The organism is Pseudomonas marincola (assembly GCF_900116605.1).
Lineage (GTDB): Bacteria > Pseudomonadota > Gammaproteobacteria > Pseudomonadales > Pseudomonadaceae > Aquipseudomonas > Aquipseudomonas marincola.
Map to the genome: position 1 here is coordinate 241,265 of NZ_FPBC01000001.1, position 22,773 is coordinate 264,037.

The 22,773-nt window shown below is 57.4% G+C and carries 15 protein-coding genes; 8 read left to right on the top strand and 7 right to left on the bottom strand.

From position 1 onward, the window contains the following. The first annotated feature begins 52 nt into the window (after window positions 1-52). The 4 genes from BM395_RS01230 (at window position 53) to BM395_RS01245 (ending at window position 6,868) form a co-directional block, all read left to right on the top strand. Window positions 53-1,213, top strand: a complete 1,161-nt coding sequence (locus BM395_RS01230) for an EAL domain-containing protein (RefSeq protein ID WP_090508603.1) — start codon at window positions 53-55, stop codon at window positions 1,211-1,213. 207 nt (window positions 1,214-1,420) lie between these two features. Beyond that, entirely contained in the window at window positions 1,421-2,752 is a 1,332-nt protein-coding gene (locus BM395_RS01235) for a deoxyguanosinetriphosphate triphosphohydrolase (RefSeq protein WP_069898981.1), read from the top strand. A 3-nt stretch (window positions 2,753-2,755) separates the two neighbouring features. Further along, window positions 2,756-3,817: an FUSC family protein gene (locus BM395_RS01240; protein ID WP_090509177.1), complete on the top strand. Its 1,062-nt coding sequence runs from the start codon at window positions 2,756-2,758 to the stop codon at window positions 3,815-3,817. 87 nt (window positions 3,818-3,904) lie between these two features. Continuing rightward, window positions 3,905-6,868 (top strand): HD domain-containing phosphohydrolase, encoded by a 2,964-nt coding sequence (locus BM395_RS01245; protein WP_090508604.1) that lies wholly within the window; start codon window positions 3,905-3,907, stop codon window positions 6,866-6,868. A gap of 79 nt (window positions 6,869-6,947) precedes the next feature. Here the strand turns inward: BM395_RS01245 and BM395_RS01250 are convergent, their stop codons facing one another. After that, window positions 6,948-7,289: a YggL family protein gene (locus tag BM395_RS01250; RefSeq protein ID WP_069898985.1), complete on the bottom strand. Its 342-nt coding sequence runs from the start codon at window positions 7,287-7,289 to the stop codon at window positions 6,948-6,950. Window positions 7,290-7,523: 234 nt separating this feature from the next. Here BM395_RS01250 and dacB point away from each other — a divergent pair, with 234 nt between their 5' ends. Then, window positions 7,524-8,966, top strand: coding sequence for a D-alanyl-D-alanine carboxypeptidase/D-alanyl-D-alanine endopeptidase (gene dacB / locus BM395_RS01255; RefSeq protein WP_090509181.1), 1,443 nt, complete (start codon window positions 7,524-7,526; stop codon window positions 8,964-8,966). Between the two features lie 90 nt (window positions 8,967-9,056). Here the strand turns inward: dacB and rlmKL are convergent, their stop codons facing one another. Beyond that, window positions 9,057-11,300, bottom strand: a complete 2,244-nt coding sequence (gene rlmKL, locus BM395_RS01260; protein ID WP_090508605.1) for a bifunctional 23S rRNA (guanine(2069)-N(7))-methyltransferase RlmK/23S rRNA (guanine(2445)-N(2))-methyltransferase RlmL — start codon at window positions 11,298-11,300, stop codon at window positions 9,057-9,059. Window positions 11,301-11,726: 426 nt separating this feature from the next. Between rlmKL and rmf the strand changes: the two genes are divergently transcribed. Beyond that, window positions 11,727-11,942 (top strand): ribosome modulation factor, encoded by a 216-nt coding sequence (rmf, locus tag BM395_RS01265; protein WP_075723314.1) that lies wholly within the window; start codon window positions 11,727-11,729, stop codon window positions 11,940-11,942. A gap of 148 nt (window positions 11,943-12,090) precedes the next feature. Here the strand turns inward: rmf and BM395_RS01270 are convergent, their stop codons facing one another. Together BM395_RS01270 and BM395_RS01275 are read right to left on the bottom strand one after the other, a co-directional pair. Further along, window positions 12,091-13,119 carry a quinone-dependent dihydroorotate dehydrogenase gene (locus BM395_RS01270; protein WP_069898989.1) on the bottom strand — a complete coding sequence of 343 codons (1,029 nt, stop codon included), beginning with the start codon at window positions 13,117-13,119 and terminating at the stop codon, window positions 12,091-12,093. Window positions 13,120-13,336: 217 nt separating this feature from the next. Beyond that, on the bottom strand, window positions 13,337-13,585 hold the full coding sequence (locus tag BM395_RS01275) for a DUF2835 domain-containing protein (protein WP_090508606.1): 249 nt from the start codon (window positions 13,583-13,585) through the stop codon (window positions 13,337-13,339). Between the two features lie 124 nt (window positions 13,586-13,709). Between BM395_RS01275 and BM395_RS01280 the strand changes: the two genes are divergently transcribed. After that, on the top strand, window positions 13,710-14,591 hold the full coding sequence (locus BM395_RS01280) for a DUF6685 family protein (RefSeq protein WP_090508607.1): 882 nt from the start codon (window positions 13,710-13,712) through the stop codon (window positions 14,589-14,591). Between the two features lie 145 nt (window positions 14,592-14,736). On the opposite strand, the gene BM395_RS01285 is transcribed toward BM395_RS01280, so the two are convergent. Next, on the bottom strand, window positions 14,737-19,578 hold the full coding sequence (locus tag BM395_RS01285; protein WP_069898993.1) for an NAD-glutamate dehydrogenase: 4,842 nt from the start codon (window positions 19,576-19,578) through the stop codon (window positions 14,737-14,739). Window positions 19,579-19,881: 303 nt separating this feature from the next. Further along, complete coding sequence (locus BM395_RS01290) at window positions 19,882-20,211, bottom strand: DHCW motif cupin fold protein (RefSeq protein ID WP_090508608.1); 330 nt, start codon at window positions 20,209-20,211, stop codon at window positions 19,882-19,884. Between the two features lie 245 nt (window positions 20,212-20,456). Here BM395_RS01290 and BM395_RS01295 point away from each other — a divergent pair, with 245 nt between their 5' ends. Next, window positions 20,457-21,701, top strand: coding sequence for a cation:proton antiporter (locus tag BM395_RS01295; protein ID WP_069898997.1), 1,245 nt, complete (start codon window positions 20,457-20,459; stop codon window positions 21,699-21,701). On the opposite strand, the gene BM395_RS01300 is transcribed toward BM395_RS01295, so the two are convergent. Continuing rightward, window positions 21,698-22,603 carry a GGDEF domain-containing protein gene (locus tag BM395_RS01300; RefSeq protein WP_090508609.1) on the bottom strand — a complete coding sequence of 302 codons (906 nt, stop codon included), beginning with the start codon at window positions 22,601-22,603 and terminating at the stop codon, window positions 21,698-21,700. The two genes, BM395_RS01295 and BM395_RS01300, sit on opposite strands and share 4 nt — an antisense overlap. Between the last annotated feature and the right edge of the window lie 170 nt (window positions 22,604-22,773).

The following is a 22,773-nucleotide window of genomic DNA, read 5'->3' on the forward strand; positions in this document are numbered from 1 at the left end:
TATTGGCGTGGTCATCTGCCACGCCGTACCGCCTAACAGCTAAGGATCTAACGTGCTCGACGGTCAACCGATCGCCGTCTTTCAACCGTTCATTGATACCGCCACCGGACGCATTGCCGGCGTTGAAGCGCTCGCACGCCTGCGCGGCGACAACGGCGTTTTGCATTCCGCCGGCCCACTGTTCAGTGATCCGAAAACTCCCAGCAGCGCGTTGCGCCGGCTCGACCGTGAAATCCGTGGTCAGGCGTTGCAGCAATTCCAGCAGGCACCTGCCGATTGGTTTCTCAGCCTGAACATTTCCCCGCGCTGGATCACCCGCCTGCGCGCCGAACAACCGCTGCCCAGTCTCAAGCAACTGCAACTCAGCAAAGTTGACGCAAGCCGTGTGGTGTTTGAAATCACCGAGCTCAGCGGCACCAGCTCGCGCCTGAAAAAAGCCGTGGAGCAATATCGCGAAGCCGGTGCGCGCGTGGCAATCGACGACTTTGGCGCGGGCTACTCGCAGCTCGACCGCGTTCTGGCATTGCAGCCCGATATTCTCAAGCTGGACATGCAACTGTTCCAGGATGCCGCACGCGGTGGCCCAAGCAGTGAAGTGGTTCGTGCGCTGGCTAAAATGGCCGAGAAGACCGGTTGCTGGATCATTGCCGAGGGCGTTGAAACCGAAGCCCAACTGCATTTTGCTCTCGAATGCGGAGCCCGCTATGTGCAAGGTTTCTTGTTCGCCAAACCCTCGCCCACGTTTCATTCAAGCGATGCCTTTGTTGAGCACTTTGCCCAACTGCGCGACCGCTACGTTGCGCAAAAGCTCAACGAGCGACTGACGCAAATCGATCAGCGCAAACACATGCAAGCGCTGCTCAATAGCCTCGCGGCCTGGCCGCTGAATAAACCGCCACCGGCTCTGCCCGCTAGCGACAGTTACCCTTGGCTGATTCGCATCTATCAATGTGACGCGAACGGCAATCAAGTCACCGCCAATTATCAGCGCCACGCAGACACATGGCTGGAAGACAGCCGCTATCTTGGCCACAACTGGTCGTGGCGGCCTTACTTTCACCAGCTGGTCAGCGAGGGCCGTGAAGAGTCGCGCATGATTTGCTCAGGAACCTACCGCGATGCCACCAGTAACCTGTATTGCCTAACGGCCGGGCAATTCATCAATGACGGCCAACATTTACTGCTGATGGATATCGACGCCAGTGGTTTCTAGGCGAACCTCGCACAGAAAAACGTGTCTACACGCAGCACAACCACCGCACGGTTGCCGCGCATATCCACGCTCCAGATCGCTCACCCCTCTTGCGGACACGCGCTGGAACACCGAAGCTAGCAGCTGATTGATGCTGACTGCGGGCATTGGCTCGCGCTCAATACTGCTTTGCAACCGATTAAAGCCACTGAATGGCGAGGATTAGCCTTGGATTGGCAAACACTGCTCACCCGCGAACGACTCGGTAAACCGACCCACAGCAACGATGAACTCGGCCGTAGCCCTTTCCACAAAGACCACGACCGAATTATCTTTTCCGGTGCATTTCGCCGCCTCGGCCGCAAAACCCAAGTGCACCCGGTTTCCAGTAACGACCATATCCATACGCGCCTCACTCACTCGCTGGAGGTCAGTTGCGTCGGCCGCTCACTCGGCATGCGCGTGGGCGAAATGATCCGCGAATCCTTGCCGCAATGGTGTGAGCCCAGCGACTTGGGCATGGTGGTGCAATCGGCTTGCCTGGCGCACGATATTGGCAACCCGCCGTTCGGTCACTCCGGTGAAGATGCTATTCGCCACTGGTTCCAGCAAGCAGCCGGGCGCGGCTGGCTGGACGACATGAGCGACAGCGAGCGCGGCGATTTCCTCAACTTCGAAGGCAACGCGCAAGGCTTTCGCGTGCTGACCCAGCTCGAATACCACCAATTCGACGGCGGCACCCGGCTCACTTACGCAACCCTTGGCACTTATCTCAAGTACCCGTGGACGGCGCGTCATGCGGAGGCGCACGGCTACAAGAAGCATAAGTTCGGTTGCTACCAGAGCGAATTGCCGCTGCTGGAAAACATCGCGCAAAAACTCGGTTTGGCAAAAATTGAAGACCAACGCTGGGGACGGCATCCGCTGGTTTACCTGATGGAAGCAGCGGACGACATCTGCTACGGCCTGATTGACTTGGAAGATGGTCTGGAGATGGAGCTGCTCGAGTACGGCGAAGTTGAAGCGCTGCTCCTCGACCTGGTGGGCGATGATCTGCCGCAAACCTATCGCCAGCTCGGCCCGCAAGACTCAAGAAGACGCAAGCTGGCAATCCTGCGCGGTAAAGCCATCGAACACCTGACCAACGCGGCGGCCAATGCGTTTGTCGATCAGCAGCGGGCCCTGCTCAGCGGCCACCTCACAGGGGATCTGGTCGAGCACATGCATGGCCCGGCCAAGCGCTGTGTGCAGCGGGCGAAAGCCATGGCACGCGAGAAAATATTTCAGGACAAGCGCAAGACGCTGCACGAAATCGGCGCCTATACCACGCTGGAAATCTTGCTTAATGCATTTTGCGGTGCTGCACTGGAACAACATGGAGGTCGCGCACCGTCGTTCAAGCACCGACGCATTCTCGACTTGTTAGGCAACAATGCACCCGACCCGCACGGACCGCTGTATGACTCGTTTCTCCGCATGATTGATTTCATCGCCGGCATGACCGACAGCTATGCAACCGAGATGGCCCGTGAAATGACAGGACGTTCAAGCCCGGTATAAATGATGAAAGCAGCGTTGCAAAAAGTACTCGGCTGGCACGCTGGCCCACCCGCGTGGGGCCCCGCAATCATTGCGGGCCTGGGCTGCGGATTGCCACTTCTGCTTGGGCTGTTCAGTGCACATCCGGGGTTTCTCTGGGCCGCGCTAGGCGCATTCCAGGCTTCACAGGTCAATCCGATTCACCGGCTGGGCATGTTGCGCATGCTGCTGTTGATCAGCCTCGGGGCGTGGAGCGCAGGACTGGGCTTGTGGGCGGCTGCAGACCCGGTACTCAGCCTTTGTCTGTTCAGTGTTTTTGGTTTTTTGCTGGCCTGGCTGCAACGCTTTGGCACCGAAACCGGCAAGCTGGGCATCAGCCTGACCATCTGCCTGTGCATGGGCCAGGGCCAATATGGCCTGAGCAGCCTGAGCAACCCCTATGCCGTGGGCATGTTATTCATTCTGGGCGGTTTGTGGGTGATGTTGTTGGCGTTCGGCCAACGCGGCCTGCACGGCATGCGCATGTGGCCCTACATGCCGCGCTTCATTAGCATACTCAAAGTGCTGTGGCGCAATGCCAAGCGCCAATCCGAATACCGCTGGCGCCTGCATGCACTGGCCTGCACCCTGGCTTTTGGTCTCGCTGGCCTGAGCGTGAACCTGACTGGCATCAGCCACGGGCACTGGATGACACTCGCCGTTCTTGGCACCCTACCATTGAACTGGGCGACCGGTTTGCTTAACACGCTGCGCCCGCATTTCGTCACCCTGTGCACCGCGATCCTGATTTTCCTTTTTGGCTACAGCCTGCACAACCCCGCGATCATGGTCGCCTCTGTGCTGCCCTTGATCGTATTCTGCCGGGCCCTGCAAGCCCATGAATACGGCGCATATGTACTGCAGATAGCCGTATGTTTCTTGCTGCTGGCCGAAAGCCTGTCACGCGACTGGCAAATAGCCCCAACGCGACTCCTGAACAGCACCATTGGTGTGGTTATTTCCGTGGTGATTACCCTGCTCATATACGCCTGCGCGCACTGGCTGAGAGGTCGCAACAGCCAAACTGGCTCCTATAAGACTAAATAACACTTTGTGGTGATACGAAATCTTTCATAATTGCAAACAGCCACTATGCTGATTGCATGATTTCGCATCACTCAGGGAGTTTGGGCCATGCCCGATGCATCAAGGAATGCGCGCTTCAGGTTTCCCCTTCATGTGCACATCAGTGTGTTATTCACCCTCCTGCTTCTCAGCACCGGAATAGTTCTGGGGATTTACAACTACTACCAGACCAGCAAGATTATTCTCAGCAACAGTGATGAGATGTTTGGACTGGTCAGCAATCAGGTGAATGCCGACCTCGATCACACCTACCGGCCAATCCGCAACCTCATCGGCATGCTTGCGTTGGACATGCGCAACAAGGGCATGGATCGTCACGAACGCTTGGCGTTATTGCCGGTGTTCGCTCAAGCGCTGCGTGACAATCCCAAACTGGCTTCGCTGTATCTCGGTTACGGTGATGGTGATTTCTTCATGGTCCGACCGCTGCGAAGCGATGCGCTGAAAGAGCGCTTTGATGCGCCAGCCGAAGCGGTTTATCAAGTCTGGAGCATCAACCGGATCAACTCAGGCACAGCGGTTTCTGAATACCTGTTCTATAACGAAAACCTCGAGCAGTTAAGCACTCAGCAAAATCTCGAAGAAGCCTACAACCCAATTTCACGGCCGTGGTACAGCCATGCGCTGAATATCACAGGCCAGTACACCACGGCGCCGTATCTGTTTTTCTCCACTGGGGACGTCGGTATCACGGTTGCTCAGCACGCCGCCGATAACATCGTTATCAGTGCAGACATAACCCTTGCCAGCCTCTCGGCTACGCTGGCCTCACATAAGATCACGCCCTCCACTCAGGCGGTTATGTACAGCCCCGACGGGCTGGTGGTGGCTTATCCGGATGTCAGTCGTCTGACAAACCCTCAAGACCCGACCCAGCTCACGCCCATTGCCAATCTGGCGCCGGTGCTCGCTGACTTCCAGAAAATGAAACTGGATAAAGACTTTGTCGGCGCCATGGAAATCAAGGGCCGACGCTGGCAAGTCGCCTATCGCATGCTGCCAGCGGCCGGCCCGAACGGGCTGCGGCTGGCATTGCTGGCACCCGAAGATGAACTGCTCGCCGATGCCTACCGGATTCGCTGGCAAGGCGCCGTGCTGACGATTGCAATTTTGCTGCTGTGCATCCCGATTGGCTGGCTGATGTCGCGCATACTGGTGCGTCCGCTCAATGGTCTGGTCAATGAAGCCGAAGCCATTCGCCGGTTCAATTTCAGTCACCCGGCAACTGGTCGCTCGCCGGTGCTGGAAGTGGACGAACTGGCGGTATCGATGGGCCGCATGAAGGACACTATTTTCAGCTTCCTCGAGATTACCGCCAGCCTCTCTGCCGAAACCCGTTTCGACAAACTGCTGGAGCGCGTGCTTCAGGAAACGGTCGGTATCAGCCAGGCCCATGGCGGCGTTCTCTATCTGACCAATGCCGATGGCAGCAGCCTGCTGCCTTACGGAGTATTTCTCAACGGCCAGAAACAAGACGTCAATGAGCACCATATGCCGAGCTACAGCATGGACGGCGAGAACATGCCAACCTGGCTCAAAGAACCGGCGCTTGGCGGCAAAAGCAGCGCGGTGTCGATCGGTTTTGATCAGGCGGGCGAGTTCAAGGATCTGCTCACCACACTCGAGACGCCACGCGCACAAATGGTCGTCACCGGCCTGCACAATCGACAGGGTGCCACGGTCGGCACATTGCTTCTGCTGCACCGTGAAGATGGCATCAGCGCAGACCCGAATATTTTAAGCCCGGCGCGCGTCGCATTCGTCGAAGCTGTCTCCGGGGTGGCGGCATTGTGCATCGAAAGTCAGCGCCTGCTTGAGCGGCAAAAGAATCTGCTCGACTCGTTCATTCAGTTGATGGCCGGCGCAATCGACGCCAAGAGTCCCTACACCGGCGGCCACTGTCAGCGCGTACCGGAAATAACCCTTATGCTCGCCCGCGCCGCAGCGCAAAGCGATGCGCCACCCTTCAAGGACTACAACCCAACAGACGAAGAGTGGGAAGCCCTGCACATCGGCGCCTGGCTGCATGATTGCGGCAAAGTCACAACGCCTGAATACGTCGTCGATAAAGCCACCAAACTTGAGACTTTGTACGACCGCATTCATGAGGTGCGTTGTCGGTTCGAAATTCTCAAGCGCGATGTCTGGATCAGTTATTGGCAAAACTGCGCGCAAGGGGGTGATGCCACGAGCCTTGCCAACACCCGGGATGCCTTGCTTGCTGAGCTCGATGAAGAGTTCGCCTTTGTCGCCAAGAGCAACCTCGGCGGCGAAGCAATGGCGGATGAAGACATCGCGCGGCTCAAGCAGATTGGCCAACGCACCTGGCTGCGAACCCTGGATGACCGGCTTGGAGTTTCGTGGGAAGAGTCAAAACGTCAGGAACGCAGTCCGCCACCGACCTTGCCGGTACTCGAGCCATTGCTGGCAGACAAACCGGAGCACTTGTTCGAGCGCCCAGCCAGCGAGCTAATCGAGGAAGACAACCGCTGGGGCTTTCGCCTTGATGTACCGGCCTACAAATTCAACCGCGGTGAGTTGCATAACCTGGGGGTGACTCGCGGCACGCTGACGGCGGAAGAGCGTTACATCATCAACCACCACATCGTGCAGACCATCATCATGCTCGACCATCTGCCCTTCCCGCCACACCTGCAAAACGTCGCGGAAATTGCCGGCGGTCACCACGAAAAAATGGACGGCACGGGATACCCGAAACGCCTGAGCAAAGAGCAGATGAGCCTGCCTGCACGGATGATGGCCATCGCCGATATTTTCGAGGCACTGACAGCAGTCGACCGACCTTACAAGAAAGGCAAGTTGCTGTCGGAGTCATTGAATATCATGGCCGGCATGTGCCGGGGTGCGCACATCGACACGGACCTGTTCGGCTTGTTTATCAGCAGCAGAGTTTACCGGCGTTATGCCGAGCGCTTCATGCAGCCAGAGCAAATCGATACGGTAGATGAGTCGGCACTGTTGGCCAAGGCGGGATTCAGCGTGGAGTCATAAATGGCTTGGGCTATGCTGGCAGGCAGCGATTACAGCCCACACAACCCGGCATTGCGCCGGGTTGCATAGAACTTGAGGATTACGCCTTGTTGATTGGCGTTTCCGGGTACCACACGTCAAGCAGCGGGCTGACGGTGAAATCGGTCAGCTCGCTACGGCCCTTGAGCCACGCTTCAACGCTGGCACGTTGCTCTTCGCTGACCGAGCCACGCTGGTCCAGGCAAACCAGACCGTAGTCATCGCCACCGACGTAGCCCAGGTTGTTGGCTTCCATGGCTTCTGTCAAAAATTGCTCGAGGAATGTATCGATGACTTCTTCAGTCAGGTCTTCCTTGAAAGTCAGGTTGAGTTCGAAACCCAACTCCTGAAATTCATCTACGCAGAGTTTTTTACGCAGACGACGGGAACGGTTAGTAGCCATGAAACAATCCTCAAAAGTAATTACGCCCACTACTTTAACAGTTTAAGGCCGAACATGCCCGACTCTCGACTAGTCGCGGCCAGTGGCAATTAGCAATCATCAAAGAAATTCAACCGACGGACGCACATGCTTACAAATCCGTTGTAGCCTTGATGCATAATGCGAAGCAATTTTATGCCGCACCTGCAACCTCTCGACGCTTCATTTCAAATCACGCCCAGGGGGCGTTACTTCATGCTTAAAGCCCTGCGCCATTTGGCCATCGCCAGTTTCCTGATCCCCTTGACGCTGCCGCTCACCGTAAGCGCTGCCTCTTACCTGCCGAGCAATGTCGAAAAATCCCTGAAAGCCAGCAAAGTCAGCCCGCAATCTTTATCCGTTGCGGTCGTTCCATTGAGCCGTGCGGGCGATAGCAATTTTTACAACGCCGATGTCTCGGTCAATCCGGCATCGACCATGAAAATCATCACCACTTATGCGGCGCTCGAATTGCTCGGGCCGACCTATCAGTGGCGCACAGACTTCTATGCCGACGGCCCGGTGCGCGGCGGCGTGCTCAATGGCAATCTCTACTTCAAGGGCGGTGGCGACCCGAAGCTCAACATGGAGAAACTCTGGCTGCTGCTGCGCGACCTGCGCGCCAACGGCGTGACCAAGGTGACCGGCGATCTGGTGCTCGATCGCAGCTACTTCAAACAGCCACAACTGCCCGCATTCAATGATGATGGCGGCGACAAGAACAAACCATATCTGGTGACCCCGGACTCACTGCTGGTCAACCTCAAGGCCGTGCGCGTGGTCACCCGCAACGATGGCGGCAAGATCAACGTTTCTATCGAACCACCGATTGCGACCATTCGCGTCGATAACCGGGTCAAAGCCCTCAAGGCCGCCAAATGCCCGGCCTGGCCTGAAGTGCGTCTGAATCCGGTGGCCGAATTCGATGGCACCACGCTGATTGTCGACGGCAAGCTGGCCGATGGTTGCAGCTCACAGGCCTACCTGTCGCTGCTCGATCACCCAAGCTATGCCGCTGGCGCAGTCCGCGCGATCTGGGCCGAACTGGGCGGCAGCATCCTCGGCAAAGACCGTCAGGGCAGTGTCCCGAGCAGCGCCAAATTGCTCGCGCGGGCCTACTCACCGGATCTGGTCGAGATCATTCGCGACATCAACAAATACAGCAACAACACCATGGCCCGTCAGTTGTTTCTCAGTATCGGCGCCAAGTACCGCACCCCTGCCGACGCCGATGATTCGATGGCAGCGCAGCGCGCCATTCGCAGCTGGCTGGCACGCAAAGGCATCACCGCCACGCAACTGGTGATGGAGAACGGCTCCGGTCTGTCGCGCGCCGAACGCGTGAGTGTGCGCGAGATGTCGAAGATCCTGCAGACTGCGTGGAAAAGCCCCTACGCCGCCGAGTTCATCAGTTCGCTGCCGTTAACCGCAATGGACGGCACCATGCGCAAGCGTTTGCGTCGCACTCCAATGGAGGGTCAGGGCCACATCAAGACCGGCACCCTGAACAACGTCCGTGCTATTTCGGGCTTCAGCCGCGACAAGAACGGCGATTACTGGGCGGTCGTGGCAATTCTCAACGACCCTAAACCGTGGGGCGCATCCGCCGTACTCGACCAGGTGCTGCTGGACGTCTACAAGAACCCCAGAACCAAGTAATCCGCAAGCAACAAAAAGCCCCGACAGTCTTTACGACTTCGGGGCTTTTTAATGCCTGAAATAACAGCGCCAGTCTCGCTGGCGCCAGCCTCAACCGCGCGCGGTAATACGCCAGGCGCGGTGAATCTTGCTGTTGCGGGCAAAGTCCGGATCGAGTGTCGAGGCGCTGATCTCTTCAACCGCATAACGCTCAGCCAGATTGTCATCCAGCTGGAATTTACGGAAGTTGTTCGAGAAATACAGCACACCGCCATGCGCCAGTCGGGCCATGGCCAGATCAAGCATGGACGCGTGATCGCGCTGGATATCGAAAATACCTTCCATGCGCTTGGAGTTGGAGAACGTCGGCGGATCAATAAAGATCAGCTCGTATTCGCCACGGTCTTCCGCCAACCACGCCATCACATCGCCCTGCTCAAGGCGGTTCTTGTCAGAGAAGCCGTTGAGCGAGAGATTGCGCCGTGCCCAATCGAGGTAGGTTTTCGACAAATCCACGCTCGTGGTCGTACGAGCGCCGCCCTTGGCCGCATGCACGGTTGCCGTGGCTGTGTAGCAGAACAGGTTGAGGAAGCGCTTACCGGCAGCCTCACGCTGGATACGCATACGCAGCGGACGGTGATCGAGGAACAGACCGGTGTCGAGATAATCCGTCAGGTTGACCAGCAGCTTGACGCCGCCCTCGGTCACTTCCATGAACTGGCCCTGAGTGCTCTGACGCTGATACTGCTTGGTGCCCGTCTGGCGCTCACGGCGTTTGACCACCACTTTGCTCTTGTCGATATTCAATGCCTGCGGAATAGCCGCCAACGCATCGAACAAGCGCGCCGAGGCTTTTTCCGGGTCAATCGAACGCGGCGCTGCATATTCCTGCACGTGAACCCAGTCGCGATACAGGTCGACAGCCAATGCGTATTCCGGCATGTCGGCGTCATACAGGCGGTAGCATTCGATGCCTTCCTTGCGTGCCCACTTGCCAAGCTGCTTGAGGTTTTTCTGCAAGCGGTTGGCAAACATCTGCCCGCCTTCGCTCAAACGCGCCAACTCGACCGGCGCTTGCGCAGGGCTCGGTGCAGCCTTGCTGACCGGAGCCGGCGCTGCGGCCACTTCATTTTGCTCGCGTTCACGCTCACGCTGCTCAGGAGAACGACGCTCGCCGGTTACAAACTGCTCGGGCTGAACCTTGATCAGCAACAGCTTGCACGGCAAGGCACCGTTCCAGAACGAATACTGCTTGTGGCTGCGAATGCCCATGCGCTTGCCCAGATCCGGCGCGCCGGTGAATACCGCCGCTTCCCAGCCCATGCACGCCTGACGCAGACGTTCGCCGAGGTTCTGGTAGAGATACAACAGGCTGGCTTCATCGCCCAAACGCTCGCCGTAAGGCGGGTTACTGATGATCAGGCCTTTTTGATTCTGATCCGGTCGCGGCTCAAACGTAGCGACCTCGCCCTGATACACCTTGACCCAGTCACTCAGACCGGCGCGATCAATGTTGTTGCGCGCCGGTTGGATCAGGCGCGGATCGGCCTCATAGCCGCGAATCCACAGCGGTGGCTTGGCCAAGCCAGCAGCCGCACGCGCCACGGCCTCGTCATGCACCTTGTTCCACAAGACCGGGATGTGGCCCAACCAGCGGCTGAAGCCCCACTTTTCACGATTGAGGTTTGGCGCGATATCGGCCGCGATCATCGCCGCCTCAACGAGGAAGGTGCCCACCCCGCACATCGGGTCAGCCAGCGCGCCGCCTTCGGCAGCAATACGCGGCCAGCCAGCACGGATCAATACCGCCGCCGCGAGGTTTTCTTTCAGGGGCGCAGCACCTTGCTGTAGACGATAACCGCGCTGATGCAGGCTGTGACCAGACAAGTCGAGCGACAGCACCGCCTCACCCCGGTCGAGGCGCAAATGCACGCGCAGGTCCGGGCTGATCTTATCGACCGAAGGCCGGGTGCCGTCGCGCAAACGCAGCTTGTCGACGATCGCATCCTTGACCTTCAGCGCGCCGAAGTGGGTGTTGTCGATGCCGGAACCATTGCCGCTGAACTCAACCGCCAGGCTGCCATCGGACTCAAGGTGCTCAAACCAGTCCACTTCAAGCACGCCTTCGTAAAGGCTTTCGGCGTCCTTGACCGGAAAACGCTTGAGCACCAGCAGCACCCGGTTTGCCAGTCGTGACCACAAGCACAGCCGGAAAGCTGTCTCCATAGACGCGAAACCGCGCACCGCAGACGTCTGCTCGCGCGCGTCCTCCAACCCCAGCTCCCCCGCTTCATCAAGCAACAGGCCTTCAAGGCCTTTGGGACAGGTGAGAACTAGTTCGAATCGATCCGACATGGTAAATCCAGTGCCTCGTGAAATTAACGGCATGTTGAGTCAGTCAACACGGCCAAAATAAGTGACAAAACGTCACAGAGCGACACTTCGTCGGAATAAATATCATTCAACAGCCAGCGCATCCAGCGATGGCAAAACATCAGTATGGCCTGCGCAAAGCCAAGCGCCACAGGGACTTGGCTGCTAACCTTAATTTGTTAGGTCGAGGCCTTATGGCCTAAACCTAATAATTGTTGCACGCTTATGACAAAACGATCATTCCCAGCGCAGCACGCATTGGTTAGAAATCTACACAGGCCGCATCGCAACGAAGCGGCTCAGGAGGCTCGTAACGCCGGCAGCGGACTCCAACGGCAGAACCATTACTGCCTGACCTCACGTCGAGGTCTACAGGACATTACAGTCAACAAACGAGGGCAACACCCTATGAGAAGACTTAAGCGTGATCCTTCAGAAAAAGCTTTTTTGCGCGGTTATCAATATGGCGTCCATGGTAAATCCAGAGAGCTCTGCCCATTCACCAATCCATCTGTCCGCCAAGCCTGGTTAAACGGCTGGCGCGAGGGCCGAGGCGACAACTGGGATGGTATGACCGGTACCGCCGGTATTCATCGACTCAACGAACTTCACGCTGTCGGCTAAACAGGACACGTCCGACTTCATCAAGCACGCCTCAATCAGGCGGCGGGCTTAGGCCCAGAGGGCTCCTTTAAGGAGCCCTTTTTATTGCCGCGGGAAAGGCAAAAATCACGGCCGCAGTCATGCAAACCTGACTGCAGAAAAGCCAAACTCAAGCCTTTTTGGGTAATCCTGCGATAGCGTCAACCGCTTCGCGAATCAGCGCCGGGCCTTTGTAAATGAAGCCGGAGTAAATCTGCACCAGGCTCGCGCCCGCGGCGATTTTCTCGGCGGCGTGTTTACCTTCGGTGATGCCGCCAACGGCAATGATCGGCAAACGACCCGCCAACTCAGCAGCCAGAACCGAAACAATATGCGTGCTCTTGTCACGCACCGGCGCACCCGACAAACCGCCCGCCTCATCGGCGTGATCAAGCCCTTTGACGCCCTCACGGCCCAACGTGGTGTTGGTGGCGATGACCGCATCCATACCGGTTTCAACCAGCGCATTCGCTACTTGCACGGTTTCTTCATCGGTCATGTCCGGGGCAATCTTGATCGCCAGCGGCACACGCTTGCCATGCAACTGGGTAAGATCTTCCTGACGCAGCTGCAACGCTTCGAGCAACTGCTTGAGCGAGTCGCCAAACTGCAAGCTACGCAGCCCCGGCGTGTTCGGCGAACTGACGTTAACCGTCACGTAGCTGGCATTGGCGTAGACCTTGTCCAGACAGATCAGGTAATCATCAACCGCGCGCTCAACCGGCGTGTCGAAATTCTTGCCGATATTGATTCCCAGCACGCCGCGGTACTTGGCCGCCTGCACGCGCTGCAACAGATGATCGACGCCGTGGTTGTTGAATCCCATGCGATTGATGATCGCCTCGGCTTCCGGCAAACGGAACAGTCGCGGTTTCGGATTCCCCGGCTGCGGACGCGGTGTCACAGTGCCGATTTCAACAAAACCGAAACCCAGTTGGGCAAAGCCATCAATTGCATCGCCATTTTTATCCAGCCCTGCCGCCAGCCCCACCGGGTTGGCAAACTCCAAGCCCATCACCTTGACCGGCAAGCTGGCTGGCGCCTTGTTGAACAGGCCATTGAGGCCCATACGGCCACCGGCCCCGATCAGGTCGATCGACAGCTCATGGGACGTCTCAGGGGATAATTTAAACAGCAGCTCGCGGGCCAGGGTATACATGGGCAGGCTTAGCTCGATAAGGGCGAATGAGTAAGACCGGCGATTATACAGCCCATGCGTTAGGCTCGCGAGGCATGTGCGGCATTGAGGCTGGATAAATTGCAGAAATCAGCAAGAATCAATCTGTAACGTCGCGCAAATACCGGTATTGCGGGGCACGCAATCAATCCTGAGTGAAGCGTGTCAGGTCGTTTCGTAGCGTTTGGGCTGCTGTGAGTCAAGCGTATTGATCAGATGAAAACGATGCTGGAGCGCGACGCAAACTAAGAAGTTGACCGGACTCGGTGAATTCCATGATAAAAGTCCCCTGCACGCCCGCATGGCCGATAAAGGGCCGCAAGTGATGGGCAGGGATACTCACAAGACGGCCGTCTCGACTTTTCAATTGAATACGATTGGCCTGACCTTGATAAACTAAACGTAACCGTTCGGCCGGCAGAGATACATCCAGCAGGAGCTTTGGCATGGAGATACTTTGCAAATGAATGCCCTTATATTGCCATATCACGCAGGTATAACCCGCAAGTAAGCATCACTGAAATTGCAATGTTGCCTACTGGCAGCCAAGTACCTGGAGTTCTTGCCCGACCATGTCTCACCCAGAAATACCGGTTTCCATCAGTATGCGCCTGAGTACGCTGGCCAAGAATTTTGGCCTCGGCGGCCGTGCAACGCGTCAGTTGCTCGAACGGGCCAGCGCCCTCAAACTGCCCTTCGCGCCACTGGCCGCCCCCTCGCAAGCAATCCACCTGCAATCAGGCATGCAACTGCAGCGCTTGCTGGACCTGCCGCGCAGCGCACTTTCTGGCCCGGTGCAAGAAGACAAGGCACTGGCGCATGCCGCGCTGAGCAAACTGGTGACCCTGCAAGAACACCGGGAAGACAGCTTCGACCTGCGCAAACTGCACGGTTTCAGCGGCGCCAGCCCAAGCGGTGAGGACTACTTAAGTGTTGAAGCCTTTGCCGCCAGCGAAGCGTGCCGGCATGTGCGAATCATCAGCTACAAGGACTTTGTCCGCACCCTGAGCGTGGCCCTGCCGCGTTTTCTTGCGGGCGAGCCAATCGTGTTGCGCCAGACCAGCTGGAACGGCGACTACCTGTATTGGGCGAGCGACGTGCATACTGAAGAGCTGGCCTGCGCCGTGGGTTACGCACGGGTTCGCCAACTCGAAACCAACCTGCCGGCGCAGATAAGCCGCTATACCTTGAACCGCGCTGCCGTCAAAGCCCTGGAAAAGGATTTTTACGTCTTCAACATGCCCGACGCCGCCTGGCAAGACAGCGCATTCATGAGCCTGCTACTCGACACCGGCCTGCCCTATTCGCGCCTGTCGATGAACCGCACAGCCAGCGGCAATGAAGTGTTGCTGCTGCCCAAAAGTTCAAAAGAAGCCAATGCACTGGGTCAGGGTTTGTTGCTTGCGGGCGCACCCAATGTAACCGAGTACTTGTTGCCGCTGAGCGACGCCTGAAGCGAATCACCGGGCGTTAACCGTTTGCCGCGATTACGGCTCAACCCCCGCGCTTAACACACAGCCTTACCTCCCCTGAATAAATCGCCAGCCATAAAAAACCCCGCATTCTCAGCGGGGTTTTCATGGAGCTTAACAGCGACTATTAGCTGCTTTGAGCCAAGTCGAGCAACTCGCGGTTGGCTACCGAGTACATCGCATAATCGGTACCGGTTGCCGCACGCAGCTCCGCCAGCATGACCTTCCAGCGATCGACCATACGGCGATGCTGCTCCAGCCACACGCCGACACGCTCCTCGATATCAACCGGGCCATCAGTCATCTGCAACACCGAAACGGTAATCGCACGCTGTTGGGTGTCCAGATCATCGCGGAACGCTTCACGCGCCAGTGCTTGCCAGTTGTTCTCGACCGGCAGGCCCGATATCTGCTGCAAGTACCACGACAGCTCGAGCTTGTCGCCCACGGCAAAGTAAGCCACGGCCACATCGGAAGGCTCCTGCACCGTGACATCCGACGCTTCGATAATCGGCAGCAAGGTATACAGGTGACTGGTTCCCGCCACCACACGCGCCAGATCCTCCGGCACACCGGCCTCAACATAACCCTGGAAGCGTGCCAGCCACTGCTCGCGGGCCGGGCCTTCGAGCAATTCGTCGAGGCTCAATGCCAGCGCTGCAATGCGCGGTGCGAAGTGGGCAACATCACGGGCGGCATCAATATCGCTGCGACGGCTGCGCAAGAACCAACGCGTAGCACGACGGCCCAGACGCATCAGCTCGTCCATCATTTGCAGCTGCAAGTCTGCCGGCACTTTGTGATCCAGCGCCTCGATCTGCTGCCACCAGTGCGGCAAGCGGAACACATCACGCACGATCACGTAAGCGCCGGCCACATTGGCCGCACTCATGCCAGTGGACTCCTTCAAGCGCTGCACGAAGGTGATGCCCATGTGGTTGACCAGATCGTTGGCAATCTGGGTGCTGACGATTTCACGCTTGAGGCGATGACGGCGCATCGACTCGCCAAACTTGTCGGCCAGCAACGGCGGGAATGCGGTTTCCATTTCGCGTGCTAGATACTCATCATCCGGCACGGTCGATTTCAGCAGCGATTCCTTGAGGTCGATTTTGCTGTACGAGATCAGCACCGACAGCTCCGGACGAGTCAGCCCCAAACCATTGGCAGTACGCTCGTTAAGCTCCTCGTCAGACGGCAGGAACTCCAACGCGCGGTCGAGCTTGCCGGCATTTTCCAGAGCCGCCATCAGGCGCTTGTACTCGCCCACACGATCGCGAACCCGGTACTGCGCCAGCGACAGCGCCTGCACCTGCTTGTAGTTGTTGCCCAGCACCAGACTGCCGACAGCGTCGGTCATCTCGGCCAGCAGCTTGTTGCGCTGCTTGCCGGTCATGTCGCCTGCGGCCACGGTTTCATTGAGCAGGATCTTGATATTCACTTCGTGGTCGGAGCAGTCCACACCACCGGCGTTATCAATAAAGTCGGTGTTGCTCGAGCCGCCATTCAGGCCGTACTCAACACGCCCCAACTGCGTCATGCCGAGGTTACCGCCCTCGCCCACAACCCGGGCGCGCAATTCGCGACCGTCTACACGCAGGGTGTCGTTGGCCTTGTCGCCAACATCGGCGTGGCTCTCTTTGCTCGACTTGACGTAGGTACCGATACCGCCGTTCCAGATCAGGTCTACCGGTGCCTTGAGCAGCGCGTTGAGCAACTCGGTTGGCGCCATCTTGTCGGCGCTGATGTCGAAACGCTGCTTCATTTCAGCGCTGATCGGGATGCTCTTGGCGCTGCGCAGGAAGATACCGCCGCCTTGCGAAATCAGCGCGGTATCGTAATCGGCCCAGCTCGAACGCGGCAGATCGAACAGACGCTGGCGCTCGACAAAGCTCTTCGCCGTGTCCGGATTCGGGTCAATGAAGATGTGCAGGTGGTTGAACGCGGCCACCAATTGCAGTTTGTCCGACAGCAGCAAGCCGTTGCCGAATACGTCACCGGCCATGTCACCGATGCCGATAACGGTGGTCGGGTCTTCCTGCACATCAATACCGTGTTCACGGAAGTGACGCTGCACCGACACCCAGGCGCCTTTGGCGGTAATGCCCATGCCTTTATGGTCGTAACCGGCAGAGCCGCCCGAGGCAAAGGCGTCGCCCAGCCAGAAGTCGTATTCCGCCGCGATGCCGTTGGCGATGTCCGAGAATGTGGCCGTGCCTTTGTCGGCTGCGACCACCAGATACGGGTCATCTTCGTCGTGACGGACCACGTTCGACGGCGGAACCACTTCACCCTCTTTGAGGTTGTCGGTGATGTCCAGCAAGCCGCTGATGAAGATGCGATAGCAAGCGATCGCCTCGGCCTGAATCTCGTCTCGCGTGCCGCCGGCTGGCAAACGACGCGGTACGAAACCACCTTTGGCGCCGACCGGCACGATAACCGCGTTTTTCACCTGCTGAGCCTTAACCAGGCCCAGGACTTCTGTGCGGAAATCTTCCTCACGGTCAGACCAGCGCAAACCGCCACGGGCAACCTTGCCGCCACGCAGGTGCACGCCCTCAACGCGAGGCGAATAGACGAACACCTCGAACATCGGCACCGGCTTGGGAATTTCCGGAATCAGACGCGGATTGAACTTGAAGCTGAAATACGACTTGTTGTGACCGCTGGCATCCGGCTGATAGAAGTTGGTGCGCAGCGTGGCCTTGATCAGATCAAGGTAGCGCCGCAGGATGCGGTCTTCGTTGAGCACGGCAACGTTATCCAGCGCGCTGGTAATCGCCTGCTCAAGCTTTTGCTGCTTGTCTTCAAGGTCTTCAACGGTAAGTTTGCGGGCCAGATAGAAACGGGTACGGAACAGGCGCACCAGCTCTTTGGCAATGTCGGCGTGATTAACCAGCGTTGCCGCCACATAGCTCAGCGAGAAGCCCAGACGAATCTGCTTCTGATAACGCGCAAAGGCGCGCAGGAAAGCCACTTCGCGCCACGGCATCGCCGCCATCAACACCAGTCGGTTGAAGGCATCGTTTTCAGCGTTGCCACTGACGATATTGACGAAGGCATCTTGCAAGGTGTCGTTAAGTTGCTGGATATCGACATCCAGGCCTTCGGCATAGGTGAAGGCAAAGTCGTGAATCCAGAACTCGCGGCCATTCTTTTGGCGCAGGCGATACGGGAACTCACCAAGTACGCGCAACCCGAGGTTTTCCAGAATCGGCAATACATCAGACAGCGGCAGCGGCGTATCGGCGTGATACAGCTTGCAGTGCAGCAGGTTGTCGCCCTGCGCCAGCGGCTGATAGAAACTCATTACCAGCGGACGCTCGGCATTCAGGCTGAGCAAATGCTGCATGTCGACCACGGCCGAATGCGGCGCAAAACGCTCGCGATAGCCTGCCGGGAAACCACTCGGGAACTCGGCCAGCACGTTGGTGCCATGCGCCTCGCCGAAGCTCTCGACGACCAGACTGGCAAAGTCATCCTTCCAGGAACGGCAAGCCTGAATCACTTCTTTCTCAAGCTGCGCGGTGTCGATCTGGGTTTTGTTCTTCGGGTCTACCCGCAGAATGAACTGCACGCGAGCCAGTACCGACTCGGAGAAGAAGGTCCAGAACTCGCAGTCGGTAGCCTGCAAACGCTCCATGAGCACTTGCTCGATTTTTTGCCGGGTCTCGGTCGAGTACACATCGCGCGGGACATACGCCAGGCAGTAGCAGAAACGCCCGTACGGATCGCGGCGCAGGAATACGCGAATCTTGTTGCGCTCCTGAATCTGCACGATGGACAGCGCGGTGTTGAACAGCTCTTCAGCGGGGGTCTGGAACAGGTCATCACGCGGCAGGACTTCGAGTACCTGCGCCAGCTCCTTGCCCAGATGCGCACGGCTGGCGAAGCCCGAACGCTGCTCGATAATCGCAACCTTGCGGCGGATAAACGGAATATCCCAGACGCTCTCGGCGTACACGGCCGAGGTATAGAGGCCCATGAAACGGCACTCTTTGACCACATTGCCTTTGCTGTCTAGCTCGCGAATCGAAACAAAGTCAGGGTACGCCGGACGATGCACGCGGCTTGGAATCGCCGCTTTGGCGAAAGACAACAACTGCGGTTCACGCAAGTAAGCCAGCGCTTGTGGCTCGATGTGCAGATCTTCCGGCTTGAGGCCGGCGCGCAGCGTCTTGGAAAGGCCAAGCAGGGATTTTTCGTCATAGATGATGTGGCCGCCATCAGCCGCATCCGCAACGGTGAACTCCTCGTAACCGAGGAAGGTGAAATGGTCGTCCAGCAGCCACTGCATGAACACCTTGATCTCATCCAGCTCAGCGGCATCGACCTTAAGCTTGGCTTTGCCCAGCCAGGCGTGCAGCTCTTGCGCCTTGTTGCGCATTGGCTGGAAGTCGGAAACGCTCAGGCGAACATCCTTGAATACGTCGAGAATGGCCTTTTCCAGCGTGCGCATTTCGCCAGCACTGGCGCAGCGGTCGATCTCCAGAAACATCAGTGCTTCTTCGCTGATGTCGTCGCCAGTCGTGCCCTTGGGCAGAATTTCCAGCAGATCGCCCTTCTTGTCGCGGCGTACGCTGAACACACTGTTCTGCAAGGTATGAATGTTGTAGCCGCGACGGTTGAGCTCCATGCGAGCCGAATCAACCAGGAAGGGGCTGTCCGCATGCAGCACTTCAACCGCGGTATGGGTCGATTGCCAGCCATGCTTTTCGTAATCGGGATTGAATACTCGAACTTCGGGCTTGCTCGGATCAAAACGCTCCAGCATGCGCCTGGATGAAAGGGTGCAACCTACCAGGTCTGACAGTCGACGCTGGGTAAGCTCTTCGAGCGCGATGATGCCGAAAAATTGCTCGGCGAACAGTGCCATTTGCGGCAGGTCCTGCTCGCTCACGTGCTGCGCCAGTGCCGCTTGCAGTTGGTGCTGGAAATCGGCTTTGCTGGCCGCCGTAAAGAACGCCATGGGTTGTGCTCCGTTTGGCTTTAAATTCAACTAAGGCAGTTGCGAGTCGTGACTAAGGACTGAAGTTCCTAACAACATTAGTCTACGAGGCGGCGATTGCATTCCAATTGCAGCCTCTCATAGGTATGGCGCTGTCTGCGACTCGCTGGTCACATTTGCCCGTTGAGCTTAACGATGGAAGCCCCGGTGACGCTTGTCGCGCTGCGACATTTTCGTTCAAGAAGCGGGAAAGCCGGGTTTTGGTTGGGCATATCCCAACCCAGGCCTGAGAAGTGACAGCAGATATGACCCGCGGTTTGGGGATTAATCGACAATGAACAAGCGAGCGCCGCTGTGGGTCGAAGAACGGTGTGCTTCGCCGTTATGGCTCACTTGATAGCTCATGCCGGGGCTGAGGGTGAACTGGCGGCCATCGTCCAACTCAGTGATCAACTCACCTTCCAGACACAACAGGATATGGCCCCGTGTGCACCAGTGATCCGCCAGATAACCGGCGCTGTATTCGACCATGCGCACGCGAGTCGAGCCAAACTGACAAGTCCGCCAAAAGGCACTGCCGCTTGCGCCTGCATGCTCGACTGGCTCAATTTTCGCCCAATCGGTAACACCGAAAGAAAAGCCACTGAGATCCATAATTGCCCCAAAGTTGGTTTGATCACTCGACAGTAACCGCTAGGCTGCTAGCCAGACAGATACAGATGGGCAGGATTATTTCGATACGCCACGCGCTTGGCAGACCCGCTTTTCCAAGTTGTCGAGCGCAGCTTGTCTTAAGGCAACTCAGACCTGCTCAGGTATTAGCTAGATGGCAACGTAGCTTTTCGCTGCAGTAATGCGCCGTTCAAAGTAAAAGCCCCACACAAGGACCCTCCTCGCTAATGCTGGACATAATCGCCGCGTTTCTTTGCATCACCGCACTGCTGGCCTATCTGAACCGCCGGTATGTAGGCCTGCCGCCAACCATTGGGGTGATGGCAATTGCGCTGGTGCTCTCGCTGCTGAACATGGCATTGGACAAGCTCGGGTTTCACGCCCTGCACACCTATGAGCAATCGTTGCTGAAGTCCATCGACTTCTCCGAGTTGTTGATGCAGGGCATGCTGTCGCTGCTGCTGTTCGCGGGCGCGCTGCATATTAACTTGTCGCATTTGCGCGCCTTTCGTTGGCAAATTGCCTCACTGGCGGTTGTCGGCACAACCTTGTCGACCCTGTTTATCGGATATGCGCTTTGGTACTTGCTGGCACTGACCGACCTCGATTTGCCGCTGGTCTACTGCTTGGTCTTCGGCGCGTTAATATCGCCCACAGACCCGATTGCAGTTCAGGGCATTCTCAAGTCAGCCGGTGCTCCCGAGAGTGTTGAGTTGGTTATTTCGGGCGAATCGCTGTTTAACGACGGCGTCGGCGTGGTGCTGTTTTCACTGATTCTGGCCATGATCGCCAGTGGCAACACCCCGACCGTTCTGGGCGCATCAGAACTGTTAGTCAAGGAAGCCGGCGGCGGTGCGTTGCTGGGGGCCGTGTTCGGCTTTGTCGTCTATCGAATGCTCAAGAGCATCGACAGTTACCACGAAGAAGTCCTGATCACTCTGGCGTCCGTGCTCGGCGGCTATGCACTTGCGACCCACCTGCATGTCTCCGGGCCGCTGGCGATGGTGGTAATGGGCTTGATCGTGGGTAATCAGGGGCGCTCACATGCGATGTCGGAGCAGACCGAGAAGAACGTCGACATGTTCTGGGAATTGCTCGACGAAATTCTCAACGCCGTGTTGTTCGTCATCATTGGCCTGGAAGTGGTCTTGATTCATTTTTCCAACGCACTGCTGGCCACAGGCTTGATGGTAATCGTGCTGACCCTGGTATCGAGACTGCTGACCGTTGGTGCGCCGATCGCGCTACTGGGTGAACGCTTCCGGTTGCCCAAAGGCTCATGGAGCGTGATCACGTGGGGGGGCCTGCGCGGCGGGATATCGGTCGCTCTGGCGTTGTCGCTGCCACACGGCGATGCCCGCGACATCGTCGTTTCGCTGACCTATCTGGTGGTGGTGTTTTCTATCTTGGTCCAGGGCATGACAATCGGCAAACTGGTCAAACGCGTGATCCCCTGCAGAGACAAGAGTTAGTCCGCAAAGACCACCCGGTCTTTACCCAGTCGCTTGGCATCATACAAGGCGGCATCGGCCCGCTTTAGCGTGTCTTCATATGAACCGTCGGCCGGTAGCATTATTGTCACGCCAACACTTGATGTAGCGGTGCTTGCGCCGACCGAAAAGCGGCTCAACTTCTCGGCGAAACTCTGGTGCAGGCGTTCGGCAAATTGCAAGGCTTGCTCATGCCCGGTGTTGGGCAGCGCGATGACAAACTCATCGCCGCCAAACCGGCAGGCGGTGTCGTTTTGGCGCAAGTGTGATCTGCACATATCGGCCACAGCCATGATCATGTCATCGCCAACATGGTGACCAAACGCATCGTTGACCTGCTTCAGGTTGTCCAGATCGAACATCAGAACAGCTGTCGGTACACGATGACGAACAAAGTTCTGATAGTGACCGGACAAATCACGCTCAAGCTTACGACGGTTATACAGGCCGGTAAGCTGATCGGTATCGCTCAGCTCTCGCAGCCTGACCTCCAACTGGTGGCGCTCGGAGATATTACTGGCGACCCAAAGCACCACATCTTCATCGTCGACCTGAAAGTCCAACGCCTGAATTCGCCCTTCAAACCAAATCGGCTCTACAGGTCCCTCATCAGACAACCCTTTTACGTCCCTGTTGCTTAGTTCGTACTCCTCAACCAGTAGCTTCCCAGTCGCCAGGGCCCGATCAATTTGTTCGAGAAACCAGTTGGCTTTTTCGGTTTTGACCAGATCAGTGATGGTCAAACCGACCAACCCGCTGCCGTCGTGGTAATAGCGCGTGTCACGGCCACCAAAAACCGCGACATATTTACCGCTGCGCGAGAGGATAAAAGCAGGGTCTGGCAAAGCCTCCAATACCGAGGCCATCATTTCGACGTTGATCATTTAATGCATCTTCGGGTGTGCTGCTGACGAGTGACGAGCACTCAGAACGGAAATTCATATGCCGCCAGGCCATAAATTTCAAAATATGAATGCCTAGATTACCCGAGACCCAAAAACCAGTCAGAGCTAATTACCGAAAGCCCGCTGCAGCGCATCTGCGCGCGTGAGGC